This window comes from Flavobacterium sp. CG_9.1 (genome assembly GCF_015751645.1).
Taxonomy (GTDB): Bacteria; Bacteroidota; Bacteroidia; order Flavobacteriales; family Flavobacteriaceae; genus Flavobacterium; species Flavobacterium xanthum.
Map to the genome: position 1 here is coordinate 1 of NZ_JADOVC010000026.1, position 14,641 is coordinate 14,641.

Here is a 14,641-nt window from a genome sequence, read left to right on the forward strand (position 1 = left end):
ATCAATAAAAAAATGTAAATTTGAACAGAAATTAGCTCATTATTTTGTGGCACATCATGACCGGAATTAGTGGCACATCATGACTGGAATATACAGGTAAGGGATTTTATGCTCAATCCCGAAACTTCGGGAAAGGGAAACACGAAATAAACTACGAAAACCAATCCTTAAAAAAAGAGGACTCTAAATCCTCTTGGTAATCCTTCTACTAATTTTACGATAACGCCATAGTGTTAGCGGACTCTCAACCGGTTCCGTTCAACCGCGGGTTCATTGTTGGCTTTTCAAGCCCAACGAACCCTTATCTGTTATGCCTTCGGTTTTCTCGACTATTTTGTCAGGTTACAATTTTCGGTTTCGCTTCCGCACCGTTTAAGACGGAAACAATCTTTAAATTAAAAGAAATGTTAAATACAGATATAAAAATAAAATCAGAAGCCTTAGTTAATGAACTCGATACTTATGTATTGGGTTTAAAAAAACATTCCTACTTGCGATAATATTGACCACTGGCTAAAAAATATAATTGTAATATCCCGTAAATTAGACCAAATGCACAATAACAAATTAGAACCTTTGGATATAATCGTCTTAAATAAGATTATGTAAAGATATTTTAATTTGAGCAAAATTAGATTGAACATCAACCATTGAATTAGGGTTTTGTAAATTACTTAATTCTAATTGAATGGTATTATATTTTGATTTTACATCTGAACAATGTTTGTCGAATTCAATTTCTGATTTAAAATCTTCTCGATTCATATCCGTGCACTTTTTGTAGATATTTGAATAAATACTATAAACTTCAAATTTGTTATTTTCATTTAGAGTTTCTATTTTTCGGATTGCTTCTGTAATTTCGGTTTTTAACTTTTCTGTTTTTGACATGTTATTTTGGTTTTTTTATTTATTCCTACTAAACTGACGCACACTAGTATATAGACGAAACAAACCTTCATATATAAACCCTAATATGGGTAGATAAACGAAGGTTTGTTTCGCTTTATCGATTCTCAAATATATAGTATTTTTTTTATAAATTATCAATTAGTTTTAAAACAAAAAAAGACACCCACACAGCATCTTTTATTTCTTCTTATTCCTCCAACGATCACTAAAATGCCTGTTTCTCATGCGCTCATAAAACTTCCCAGTTACATAAAGACCTACAATCCATATCACAATTAGTCCTATTATTTCATACCATTCCATAGCTATTATAAATTTGATTAAGTGTCAAACCTATATTTTTATGGAGTTAGATGCAAATAGTATAGTGTGTGATTCGCGAATTGAATAGTATTGTTTGGGTCTTTTTCACAAAAAAAGATGTCAAAAAACCTAACTTATTTATAATCCAATTATTCTTTTTCTAAATCTACTTTAAAATCAAAAAACTCCTTAGGTTGAATATTAAGTCCATACGATAAATTAAGTATTGTTTCTAAAGTTATATTTTCAGTACCTTTTTCAATTTTACTTATAAAACTTGCATCTAGATCACAGTTTTTAGCGATCGTCCTATAACTTAAATTTTTGAGTTTTTTTATTTCTCCGAGTTTTTTACCAAATTTTAGTAAAAATGCACTTTTCGTAGTTTCATTAATCATAGCCTATCTTTTAGGCAATTTCTTTAAATTTAAAGAAATTAATGTGGCAATATATTACCACGTTAATATTTTTTTAGTATATTTGTTTAATCATTACATTAAAGTAATGTATTTTTGCGATTCTTCATATAAAATATTTGAAGCATTCGCTTTGAATCTCGTTTCAGAAAACTGGTAATTTTAACACACGAGATGATAAGTACGATGCTCACGTCCCATGGCGTGGGCTCACTTATTCGTGTGGCGGGTATACCAGTACCTCTGAAGCGTTTAAGCTGAGTTCTGCGCCATTTTTTATTGGCACAAAGCCAGCTGCCATTCTTAGCCAATCTTCCTTCTTTTTTAAAGTCTCGCACACAAATTAATTTGTTGAATTAGTTAGTTTGGAAATGCACTGCCTGCGTCGGGCTGCAACTGCCAACGGCAGTGTACTTTCCTTTTAAAAAAAACTTTAAAACCCAGTTGCCTATGCAATAAAAACATAATAAAAACACAATAAGAATAGCAATGACAATAGCAATTTTAATAGCAATGTCAATAATAGAAAGTAGCCAACATTGGTCAGATTGCAGTGATAAGTTAACCCATTACATATAAAAATTGCAAAGATGAAATACTATAAACAAATACAAATTGCATTAATAGTGGCTTTAATAGCAATAATATGCCTGTGGTTATATGGTTGCAAATGTTTTTAAAGATTTAAAAATAGCTAAAGCTTATTTAGTATTAACACCAATTTATGACCTATAACTCCTAACTCTTAAAAACGCCTATGATCAAATAAAAAAACAAAACCCTTCGTGGCTAAACGCATAAAAAAAAGGCCCTCTCACCGTCTCGACAACTGTATAGAGGACCTATAGCTAACAAAAACATTCATTTACATTAACTAAACCAATATTATGAAAAATATTTCATTAAACAAGGGTAGGACGGTACTTTGGTATCTGCTTATTTGCATACTGCTGAATACTAGTGTTGCTCTTGCTAATACGCCCATAATCTCTGCGGCTTTGCTTAAAGTGGGCAATAGCTTGCCAAAGCAGAATCTGAAACAAGTTCAGATTAAACAAGTTCAGATTAAGCAAATTACCGGAACCGTAACTGATAATCAGGGTCAAATGCCTGGAGTAACTGTCTCTATTAAAGGAAAAAGTGCTGATGTCATTACTAATTTTGAAGGGAAATATGAGATAACTGCCGCTCCAACCGATTTGCTGGTTTTTTCCTTTATGGGCTACAAAACTATAGAAATGCCTGTACAGGGTAATGCTGTTATTAATGTACGACTGCAAGAGGATGCCACCCAACTTCAAGAAGTGAAAATTAATGCCGGTTATTATTCAGTAAAAGAAAGCGAGCGCATCGGAAGTATTGCTAAAATATCTGCGAAGGATATTGAAAAACAACCAGTAACAAATGTCCTAGCCACTATGCAGGGACGAATGGCTGGGGTTGATATTGTACAAGACAGTGGTTCTCCCGGTGGTTCTTTTACCATTAAAATAAGAGGGCAAAACAGTTTGCGTGGTGATGGTAACCAGCCGTTGTATATTATTGATGGAGTTCCCTATTCATCCGAAGCCATTGGTTCCATTGCTACCTCCGGTACTGCACCGAGTTTGACTAGTCCGTTGAATTCTATAAATCCGTCGGATATTGAGAGTATTGAGGTGCTTAAAGATGCTGATGCTACAGCGATTTATGGTTCGCGTGGTGCTAATGGTGTGGTGCTGATTACCACCAAAAAAGGTAAAATAGGAAAAACCACCTTTATGGTGAATGGTTCTACAAATGTAGGAAGTGTTACAAAAACGCCGAAATTGATGAATACGCCACAGTATTTAGCGATGCGCCAACAGGCATTTGCTAATGATGGTATTAGTACTTATCCTGATTTTGCCTATGATGTCAATGGCACATGGGATGCAACCCGCTATACTGATTGGCAGAAAGCGTTTATAGGTGGAACAGCCACCGTTAACAATTTACAAGCTTCAGTATCTGGCGGCAATGCTAAAACGCAATATTTATTGAGTGGTAATTATAGAACGGAGACCACTGTTTTTCCGGGCGATTTTCAATATAATAAAGGTGCGGCACATTTTAACATGAATCATACTTCGGATGATGACAAGTTTAAATTGGTGTTTTCTGCCAATTATACAGCTCAAAAGAATAATCAACCCGCTACGGATTTGACTGCGGTATCGAGAACTCTTGCACCTAATGCGCCTGAATTGTATGACGCAGATGGAAATTTGAATTGGGCGAACAGCACTTGGGATAATCCGTTGGCGTTACTGGAATCGGAATTTGATTCGAGGATTAAAGATTTGACTGCGAATACTGTATTGTCGTATCAGATTTTGAAAAATTTACAAGCGAAATCAAGTTTAGGTTATTCGGATTTGAAAAATACTGAAAGTAGAACGCAACCGCATACGATGTATAATCCGGCTTATGGGTTGGGAAGTGAATTTTCGGGATTGAGTGTTAGCCAAACCGATAGAAGCACTTGGATATTTGAGCCACAATTGAATTGGAATACTACCCTTGGCAAAGGTAAAATTGAGGCTTTGGTCGGTAGTACTTTTCAGCAACAGAAAACCAATCGGTTGTTTATGAATGGTTTTGGGTATTCGAGTAATAGTTTGATTAACGACTTGGCTTCGGCATCGATAAAAACGATTGACCTCAGTGAAGAAACCGTTTATAAGTATCAAGCCTTTTTTGCCCGAATCAACTACAATTGGAATGCCCGTTATATAATTAATATTACTGGTCGCCGTGATGGTTCGAGCCGATTTGGACCAGGAAAGCAGTTTGCTACTTTTGGAGCGGTAGGAGCGGCATGGATTTTTTCGAATGAAACTTTCTTGAAAGATAACTCGATACTTAGTTTTGGAAAATTACGCACGAGTTATGGAGCGACTGGTAATGATCAAATAGGAGACTATCAGTTTTTGGATACGTATACTTCTTCGGGTAATACGTATCAAGGGTTGATCGGATTGCAACCGATTCGGTTGTTTAATCCCGAATTCGGATGGGAAACGAATAGAAAGTTTGAGGTTGCTTTGGAAACAGGTTTCGTGAAAGACAGACTGTTTTTGACCACTGCTTACTACTTAAATCGTTCATCGAATCAGTTAGTTGGTTTACCGTTGCCGGGAACTACTGGGTTTAGTTCGTTGAATGCTAATCTTGATGCTACGGTTCAAAATAGTGGATTGGAGTTTACATTAAGAACCGTTAATTTTCAGCGCAAGGATTTTGAATGGACTACTAATTTTAATATTTCGGTTAGCAGCAATAAATTGGTGTCATATCCTAGTTTGGAAAGTTCCACCAACGCGAACCGTTATGTGGTTGGCGAACCCATAAACATCGTAAAAGTTTATAACTACATCGGCATAAACCCAACAACTGGTGTTTATGAGTTTGAGGATGTGAATGGTGATGGAGTGATTACTTCGCTTGGCGATAGAACCAACATTGCTGATTTGAGTCCGGATTTCTTTGGTGGCTTGCAAAACCAGTTTACCTATAAAAATTTGCAATTGGATTTCTTGTTTCAATTTGTGAAGCAAGAAACGTTTGGAACAACATCTGGTGTTCCCGGAACTCCAGTCAATCAATTGGCAAGTGTCAGCAACCCGGATGGGCAACAACCATTTACTACAGGACTTAATGGCGATATAATTAATGCGTATTACCGTTATGCATTGAGTACAGGTAATATAGAAGATGCTTCTTATTTGCGTTTGAAAAACATATCGTTGACGTATGATTTGCCTTTGAAAATGAGTAAAGGAGTTCGTTGTCAATTGTATTTGCAAGGCCAAAACCTGTTGACTTTTACCAATTATTCTAAAGGAGATCCCGAATTTAAGTTTAGTAACTTTTTGCCACCGTTGAAAGTGTATTCGGCTGGAGTTAAACTGACTTTATAATCTTAATTTATATGACTATGAAAAATTTTAAAATAACACTACTGAGTTTATTTGTATTACTAAGTTTGATGGGTTGCGATAGTTTTGTGGATGTGGAAACTCCGAGTTCACAATTGACTGGAGTAACTGTTTTTGAGGATAGAACAACCGCTAATGCAGCATTGATTGACATTTATTCGAAATTGAGAGATACAGGATTGTTGGCAGGATTAACCACTGGCTCAAGTGTAAGTTTGGGATTGTATGCTGACGAGCTTACTTATTATGGCACTACTGATGATAATATTTCGTTTATTTTTAATAATTCTATGCAGTCCACCACATCGCTTGCATCACAATTGTGGAATGAAAGTTACCATCAGATTTATTGTGCTAATGCTGTGATTTATGGTTGTGGGAATTCGACTGTCCTTTCAACTGCTGATAAAAATCAGTTTGTTGGTGAAGCGTTATTTGTTAGAGCTTTGGTGCATTTTTATTTGCTGAATTTGTATGGTGATGTGCCTTACATTACTACCACTGATTATGAGGTAAACCGCTTGGTTAACAGAATGCCAACAGCTCAGGTTTATACTGCTATTATTGCCGATTTAGAGCAGGCAGTTGCGTTATTGCCCGAGGCTTATATTGTACCTAATCGTGTTCGGCCAAATCGTTCGACTGCAATGGCTTTACTGGCACGCACGTATTTGTATAACGGTAATTGGGCTGAAGCTTCAAATGCTGCTTCGGCTGTTTTGAATAATGCTGAGTATGTTTGGGAAACGGATATTGACAAGGTATTTTTGAAGGATTGTACTGCAACGATTTGGCAGTTCTATCCAAAGTTGGAAGGTAATAATGCCGATGAAGGTTCGGTATTTGTATTTCAGACTGGACCACCGCCGTTTGTTGGCTTGCGGGCTGAGTTGTATAATTCGTTTGCGAATGATGACCTTAGAAAAAGTCATTGGATTGCGAGCGTTACAGATGGTTCCAACACTTGGTATCATGCTAATAAATACAAGCAAAATACCAATACTGGAACATCTGTTGAATATTCTATTGTGTTTAGATTGGCGGAACAATATCTTATTCGTGCCGAAGCAAGAGCACGCCAAGGTGAATTGATCAATGCTAAACAAGATTTGAATACGGTTCGAAGTTTGGCTGGTTTGCCAAATACTACAGCAACAACCGCAGCTGAAATTATAGATGCAGTTCAACAAGAACGACGCTATGAATTGTTTACAGAATATGGGCATCGTTTTTTTGATTTGAAACGAAATGGAACATTAAATACTGTTTTACCGATTGTGAAATTGGGTTGGAATAGTACCGATTCTCATTGGCCAATTCCGGAGACAGAATTATTGGCGAATCCGAACATTTCTCAAAATCCGGGTTATTAATGAAATTCTCTTTTTTATCAACATTTTATGGCGCGATCGCCCTAATTTTAGTTGGGTTAGTTCCCTGCCCTGTTATGGGACAGGCGCTAACTAAGAAAAATGTGACCGAAGCTGATTATGGTTTGTGGCATACGATGGCAAGCGAGCAATTGTCTGGAAATGGTGCTTGGGTCAGTTACGGATTTTCGTACGAAAATAATTTAGATACTACATTTGTGGTGCACACTAAAAGCTTAAAGAAGTTTGTATTTCCAAATGTGATTACTGGTACATTTAATGGTGAAAAAGATTTTGCTTTTATCAAAAAGGAACGTTTGGTATTGTTTGATTTGAATAGCGGAACTGAAAAATTATATCCGAATGTTAGTAGTTATTCGTTTTCGGCAGATGGACAGTATTTAGTTACATTGGAAGACGCTTCTACGCTTGTTGTCAGAAAAAATGGAGCAACAATTGAACGTATTGAAAATGTGAGTACTTATGAATGGAATGCTGATAAGACAAAGTTGGTTTATACTACTGCGGTGAATGGAAAAGGTTCGGTTGGATTTTTGAGTTTTAAAAAATCTTTTAGTAATCAGCTATTCATACAGCCGACTGAACAAACTTTTGAAGTACTTAAGTGGCAATTTAATGGTAATTCTGTTGCGTTTTATGGCATTGACAAAGGTAATAAGGAAGTGTATTATTATGATTTTTTAAATACTAAACTATTTACTCTGAAATCATCTGATGTTACTTTTCCAACGCATATGAAAATTGCTCCCGAACAAAATATTGAATTAAAAGTTTCCCGTGATGGAAAGAAAGTGTTTTTTGGAGTAACCACTATTGCAGCTAAAGACACAACTGTATATTCCAGTGGTATTGAAGTTTGGCATTCTAAGGACCTTTCACTTTATCGTGAACGTAAGTTGAAAGCAAGCGTTGCTTATCCACAGTTTTTGGCTGTTTGGCTACCAAAAGAAGCAATAGTTATGCAACTTAGTTCTGAAAAATATTCATGGGTTGCGTTGAACGGTAGTCAAGATTATTCTGTTATAGCCGATAAATATCAGTATGAACCGCAATATAAAGTGAATGCTGATATGGATTATTACTTAATGAATGTTAGGACTGGAGCGAAGGACTTATTTTTAAAAGAACAGTCCGGGGTAGATAGTCAAATGGATTTTTCTCCGGACGGGAGGTATATCAGTTATTATAAAGAAAGTAATTGGTGGGTTTATGATATTGTAAAGAAAACACATCTCAATTTAACAAAGGATTTGAATGTTATCTGGGATAATCGTGCAGTTGATCCTGGTAATGAATTGCGGGTTTGGGGTCAGACTGACTGGAGTAAAGACGGAAAATTTATATTATGTTATGACCACTATGATATTTGGGCGATTTCGACCGATGGCAAACACCGTAAACGATTAACCAACGGTAAGGAAAAGCAGCTGCGTTTTCAATTTGATAAATCTGCAATTTCTAATGTTCACGAATTTAACTATGCAGATAGCGGTACGTATATTTATGATTTATCTAAAAATAGTGTTCTGACTGCTATTGATATGTATGGGGGTGCAGTGGGTTATTATCAATGGCAACCCCATAAAGCAATGACTTCCCTTGTTTTTGAAAATGCTATGATTACCAAATACATGAAATCTAAAACAGGAAGTGCTTTTATTTGTGTTAAAGAAAGGTATGATTCGTCGCCAGCAATTGTGTATGTTGATGATGGCTCTGAGCGAGTAATTGTTCAAAGCAATGAACAACAAAAGAAGTATCAATGGGGCAAATCGGAAATGATTCATTATACCGATAGTAAGGGAACTCCATTGAATGGGGCATTGTTTTATCCTGCGAATTACGATGCTACCAAAAAAGTTCCTTTGATTGTTTATATTTATGAGATAGTTTCCCGTGACGTCCACAAATATGTAAATCCTACCAATCAAAATATGCTAGGTTTTAACATCACAAACTTAACAGCTAGTGGATATGCGGTTTTGTTGGCAGATATTGCTTATGAAAAAGGAAATACAGGTATTTCAGCAACTGAATGTGTGACTGGGGCCGCTAATAAAGTGATTCAAATGGGTGTTGCAGATGCTTATAAAATTGGATTATTTGGACATTCATTTGGTGGTTATGAAACTAATTTTATCATTACACAAACCGATTTATTTGCCACTGCAATAAGTGGAGCAGGCGTTTCTGATATCGTTGGGAATTATTTTAATTATAATAATGATTGGGGGGCTATTGATAGTTTCCGTTATGAAAATCAACAGTTTCGAATGGGTGTACCCTTTTTTGAAAATAAAGAAGCTTATTACCGAAATTCCCCTTTGCAAAATGCTAAAAAGATTACAGCTCCTTTACTGACATGGTCCGCAAAATTGGATGAAAATGTTGAACCTGAACAAGGAGAACTATTTTATGCTGCTTTGAGACGATTGAAAAAAGAGCATGTGATGTTGGTTTATCCTTATGATGGGCATGTTTTATTTAATCATAAAAATCAGGAAGATTTGACTTTGAAAGTGGAAGACTGGTTTGGTCACTATTTAAAAGATGCCCCAAAGAAAAAGTGGATGAAGGCGGATTTTGAAACCAATTAAAACAATATGCAGTTTCCAACAAGAAACTGCATATTTCTTTTTACTGCTTAGTGTGCAGTTTTGTACAAGTTTACACTACATGCATTAGCAGCATTTTTTAACCACACTTGTCTTGGAATTGCTTCACTAGACATACACGCCGGACCAATTGTTGTATTACAATCTACAGAAACCGGAAGACAGTTAGCCGGTGAAGGATTTTGGATAAATCCTGAGATTAGCACCGATTTTTTAGCATCTTTAATTTTAGCATCTTTTGACATAACTGCTCCGGCACTTGCCATTGTGAATGCCAAAACTGGCAAAATCACTTTAAAAATAGTTTTCATGATAATAGAATTTTAATTACTTTTTTTGACTTACTCTTTTTTACAGGTTTTCAGTCTCGTTCCTGCTACTGATCAGAATAGATTTTGATATTGTTACTAGTTTTTGAAATGTTTTTTACTCAATTGGTATTTGTGAACCCGATGTCCAATTATTGCATAGAGATTGTTGTTAACCACAAACATTTCCTTCAACTTAGTTTTGTTTATATCATAGATGTAGATACTTGACAAATAGGTGTTTTTTTCGATATTATACACATCAATGATAGCCGCTTGTTTCCACATTTCTTTGGGTTCGTATCGTCCGATTAGCATAGAATTTACAAATAGCAGATTATTTGAAACAGCGGTTAGTTGATTTACCGTTGTCGGAAGTGAAGCTATTTTTCGTTGCCCGGTTTCTTTGATATGAGCTACTTTTAGTTTTGCTTTGGTAGTGGTGTCAATGGTATTTCCGCGATGGATTAAGTTGCCGTTATTATCCGCGACAATGTATTGATTGCGGTAGTAATAGGTGTAGATTAATTTTTGAGATCTACTGTCAAATCGCATCATTCCATCGGTATCAAAAAAGCCATCTATTTGTTTTTGTAGTAGTTGAGGTGCATACTGAACTTGTAAATTGTGTTTGAAAGTAAAAGTTCCTAAAATATTATAAAGCGTTTTTTGTTGTTGCGCACGAAAAGCAATTTTGTCAGAAGCAATGATTTCGGCTTGTGAGAAATAGTAGTTGTTGTCATACATGAGTAATTTGGCTTTCCAATCGGATTTAATTCCTTTATAAATAACCGGTACCGTGCCATCCATTAGATAAAAATAAGGCGGTGCAATTCTGACTTGTACTGAAGTGAATGGAAAGTTTTCACGTTCCAACTGTATTTTATATTGACGTTTGGTTTTTAAAGTGGTATCATAAGCTATTATATAGAGTGGCGCTTCGCTATCTCCAAAATAAATGTTGCTACCGTCAGTTCCTGCAAAGTATTTTGAATTATTGTTTAATTCGGCTTCCGCTGTTTTAGAGGCTGCACCTTGAATAAAACGTCTAATGAATGGGTTTACACGGTGCATTGTGTCTTCTGAATATAGATATAAAGTGCCTATTATAGCGGATGCTGTAATGGCGATTATTGAAAGTTTTATTAGTGTATGAGTTCTGTCAGTTGCTATAAGTAATGAAGCTATTGCAGCTAATAATGTAAAAGCACTATTGAATATTAAATGCTCTTTCCAACTCATCTTCTCAAGTATGCCACCACAAGAGCAAGGTACAAATGAGGAATAATTGAGTATAACGATTATATAAACCGTAAACATAATCATTAGTGCAAAAGAGGAAAGTAGTCCGATAGATCGTGTTCTGGGTATTGAAAGTAAAAAAGCGATGACCAATTCTACAATTAAAACTGAATATGAGATAAATCCAGTGTAAGCACTCAACAATGGTGACTGACCAAGCTGTGCCTGGAAATTTTGAAACTCTATTAACTTGGTTAATGCTGCATAAACAAAAATCAGTATGAATAAATAGCTGATTATACTTTTGATTATCTCTCTGATTGTAGCAGTTAATTTCATTTTAGATTTTTTAGTGGTGTAAAATTCTATAATAAAAATTTGTTATGTTATGCAAATCAGAACTTTCGTTATTCAAAATAGGGGGTGGGGTAGGCATTTAGAAATTAAACAGCTTCATGAGGGCCACGATCTATTTCACTTGGTGCATATTTAAATCTTTTTTTGAAAGCTTTATAAAAGTTGAGGTAGGAGTTAAAACCATTCATTATAGCAATTTCTTTGAGTGGAATATTTGTTTGATTGACCATCAAATGCGCTCTTTTTAATCTTTCTTCATGGTAAAAACTATAAATACTGGTTTTAAATAATTCTCGGAATCCCTGTTTCAATTTGTATTCATTTGTATCAAAAAGCACAGCTAATTCTTTAAGGGTAGGCAGTGGTTCCTCCAAGTGATTTAAGATGTAATCATAAAGATTTTGCATGACGACCGCTTCGGATTGTTTTTCTGGATTTACTTTTATTACATACTTCGGGTCTGATAGCAATTCTTGTAAGATGGTAGTAATTGAGTTTACGATTATCTTGTCGCTATAGCGAAGCCGAGAAATGGTGCAAAAAATAGGAAGTAATTTATAATTACCTGTTATAAAAATAAGCGGAACGGTGCTATGGTAATTATCATCAAGTGAAGCTTCATTCTTTTTTTGGTTCCAAATACTGAAGGATTGTGGCGCAATAAATTTTCCAAAATCTACCTGAAATAATTCTTCTGATTTATAGTAGAGCGCTTCTGGAACGTGTGCATTGAAACTACGAATTATGAAGTTATCGTCTAAGATAAATGTTGTTTGTACTAAGTTTTGATAACTGTAGTGTGGGTTAACGTAACCTGATTGGAGTAATATATCATGCATTTCTCCGGCAAGACTGTTAAGCATTTCAGACAGTTTGCCAATTTCGTCGTTTTGATCAGTTTTGAAAATTCTAAAAGAGAGGTTACCGGTTGCCATTTCAAAAAGCATTTGGTAAATTGCCTTGATGCGCTGTTGTGTTGTTTGATTTTCCATGAAGTTATATCGTGAGGAATTGATTGCGGAATAGCAAGACAAGTGCTTGAAAAGACAGACAAAACTACATAATGTAATTTTTATTTGCTAAAAGTATAGTGTTCAATTCGGGAATTGAATAGGGGTAAATTATCTTAGTTTTACTGTATTTACTTGGTTTGGGACTATACTTTTTGATTATTTTGGTTTCGATTTGGGTCAACTGAAATAGGAAATAATTCTTGTTTTCATTTTGTCAATTTAAGAGCAAGAATAGTCATTTTGGGAGGGGACTTGTCAATTCGGGAGCGAAGTTGTCGATTCGGGAGAAAGAGTTGTCAATTCAGGAGAAAGAGTTGTCAATTCGGGAGTATTTGTTGCCAATAAAGTAGTTTCTGATATGCTCCTAAAAGGAATCACATTTAAGCATTCTCTCTTCGAGCTATGGAATGGTATGAAGTAGTAGGGGGTAGTTGTTGTGTGGATTGTAGGACTTTATTTGAGAGGGAAGATTTATGAGTTTAGGAGGGGTCATTTAAACCTGAATTTGCTTTTGTTAGAAATACGCTTCCACCCTTAAGTTTCTGGCATTGTTTTACTTCCAGTGTCAGATTTTTATCAGTGTATTTCAATTCGATTAGCATCAGATCTTCGGTCATCCAACACACAGCATAAAAATAATCCCCAATTTGGTTTTGCTCAAGATCTGGTTTTCCATAAAACTCTAATAGCTTATCACGAACCGAAGAAACTTCTTTTACGAACATTGATATCCTGTTTGCTGAACCAAATTTGTGTAGGATAAAGTGCTTTTCGTCATTTAATGGTAGACCAACTATATTAAAATATTCTAAAACATAAGAGGGAACATAATGGTATTCAAATTCATTTGTAACAGCAGAAGGTTCGTTGTCCCTTAACCAAAAAAGATAATCTAAAAAGGTATTACTATCTTCAAATTCGCTTGAATTGTTCTCAATGAAGTCTACAAATTCTTTGGGTGTAAATACTTTTACATCAATGGTTAAGAGTTTATATGCGAGCTTTGCTTTTTCCCTTGTATTATTATCGGCACTAATAAAAATATCGCAAGTTGAACCATATCCGATATGTTGATAATCGGTTTCAATGTTGTCTAAGTGATGTCCTTCCTTTATTACATCAGGGAAAAATCCGTTAAAATCCAACAGGCGGCATAGTTCCTGAATTCTTTTGAAGAGACTTATATTATCTTTTTTACTTAACAAACGTTCATGCAGTTCCATGAAATTTTCCAATTTCATTTTCCTTGCAATTTCGTCAAGCGATTCCATAGGGTCAAAACGCTTATCTCTCATTCGGCCTGTATTCACTTTCAAATCTTTTTGATATGCATCCCTAAGTTCATTATAAGAGTTGTCTTGATATAAAGTACTTGCCATCTTAATTAGATTTCCCATCAAGTCTGCTACTGATGTGGTTTCAGAATTCCCTATGAGTTTTTGAACTTCATTTGCCGTTCTTGGTGCGTTGCTTATAAGTTTTTTATATTCTTTATCATCTATATCTTCACCAGGTTTTGCCATGGGATTGGTGATTTGAATATTCAATAATGGTTTCAGAAGTTCTAATGGTTCAAGTAAGTCATCGAGAGTAATATTTAATGCTTTGTGGTTATCATAAGTTTCAACCTGCATTTCCATCGCTTTCTTAACATAAATGTTGATGAATTCTAACTCGTCTCCGTCGGTATCAGTAATTAACAAATCCCTCGAATACTTTTGAAGTGTATCCAATTTACCAGCAATTCCTTCCATCCCAACTTTGAGATAGCCTCTGTGCAAATCAAGCATATGAGCGTGAGAAAATGGAATGATGTATTTTGAATCATCTATTAAAAATGCAGATGCTTTTTTATATGTTTCATCATTATCATCCAATCTGCTAAATGCATTCCAATCTAAATATACTCTAATCATCAATCATAAATTTTAACAAAGTTAAATTCTATGAGTTATTTATCGCATTAGTAATAAAATAGTTGCTAACATTATTATGGATGTTTTGCACCATGAGGATAACAAAAAACTGAACCATGCCAGCTTTTCTGCGTCAAATAGAGGTGTGAATGTCGTTCTTAGGAATGTTGAAAAGTTGCCTTGTTTGTCATTTTGTTTATCGTTAAATT

Annotated in this window: 9 protein-coding genes; 3 read left to right on the forward strand and 6 right to left on the reverse strand. The window is 35.2% G+C overall.

The window, feature by feature from the left end; translation table 11 throughout:
- Positions 1-591 precede the first annotated feature (591 nt).
- Both IWX83_RS13140 and IWX83_RS13145 read right to left on the reverse strand, forming a co-directional pair.
- The gene (locus IWX83_RS13140; RefSeq protein WP_196830240.1) at positions 592-891 is read right to left on the reverse strand and encodes a hypothetical protein; all 300 of its coding nucleotides are present in this window, start codon (positions 889-891) and stop codon (positions 592-594) included.
- Between the two features lie 473 nt (positions 892-1,364).
- Positions 1,365-1,613, reverse strand: a complete 249-nt coding sequence (locus IWX83_RS13145) for a helix-turn-helix domain-containing protein (protein WP_196830242.1) — start codon at positions 1,611-1,613, stop codon at positions 1,365-1,367.
- 905 nt (positions 1,614-2,518) lie between these two features.
- Here IWX83_RS13145 and IWX83_RS13150 point away from each other — a divergent pair.
- From IWX83_RS13150 to IWX83_RS13160, 3 genes are read left to right on the forward strand one after another with little or no spacing between them, the layout of a single operon-like run.
- Positions 2,519-5,572 (forward strand): SusC/RagA family TonB-linked outer membrane protein, encoded by a 3,054-nt coding sequence (locus IWX83_RS13150; protein ID WP_196830244.1) that lies wholly within the window; start codon positions 2,519-2,521, stop codon positions 5,570-5,572.
- Positions 5,573-5,589: 17 nt separating this feature from the next.
- Entirely contained in the window at positions 5,590-6,963 is a 1,374-nt protein-coding gene (locus tag IWX83_RS13155; RefSeq protein ID WP_196830246.1) for a RagB/SusD family nutrient uptake outer membrane protein, read from the forward strand.
- Positions 6,963-9,578 (forward strand): prolyl oligopeptidase family serine peptidase, encoded by a 2,616-nt coding sequence (locus IWX83_RS13160; RefSeq protein WP_196830248.1) that lies wholly within the window; start codon positions 6,963-6,965, stop codon positions 9,576-9,578. Before IWX83_RS13155 ends, IWX83_RS13160 begins: the two co-directional genes overlap by 1 nt.
- Positions 9,579-9,625: 47 nt before the next feature.
- Here the strand turns inward: IWX83_RS13160 and IWX83_RS13165 are convergent, their stop codons facing one another.
- From IWX83_RS13165 to IWX83_RS13180, 4 genes are all read right to left on the reverse strand, one after another.
- Complete coding sequence (locus tag IWX83_RS13165; protein WP_196830249.1) at positions 9,626-9,907, reverse strand: DUF6520 family protein; 282 nt, start codon at positions 9,905-9,907, stop codon at positions 9,626-9,628.
- 96 nt (positions 9,908-10,003) lie between these two features.
- Positions 10,004-11,485, reverse strand: coding sequence for a MauE/DoxX family redox-associated membrane protein (locus IWX83_RS13170; RefSeq protein ID WP_196830251.1), 1,482 nt, complete (start codon positions 11,483-11,485; stop codon positions 10,004-10,006).
- Between the two features lie 104 nt (positions 11,486-11,589).
- Positions 11,590-12,495: a helix-turn-helix transcriptional regulator gene (locus IWX83_RS13175; protein ID WP_196830253.1), complete on the reverse strand. Its 906-nt coding sequence runs from the start codon at positions 12,493-12,495 to the stop codon at positions 11,590-11,592.
- A 500-nt stretch (positions 12,496-12,995) separates the two neighbouring features.
- Positions 12,996-14,432, reverse strand: coding sequence for a hypothetical protein (locus tag IWX83_RS13180; protein ID WP_196830255.1), 1,437 nt, complete (start codon positions 14,430-14,432; stop codon positions 12,996-12,998).
- Between the last annotated feature and the right edge of the window lie 209 nt (positions 14,433-14,641).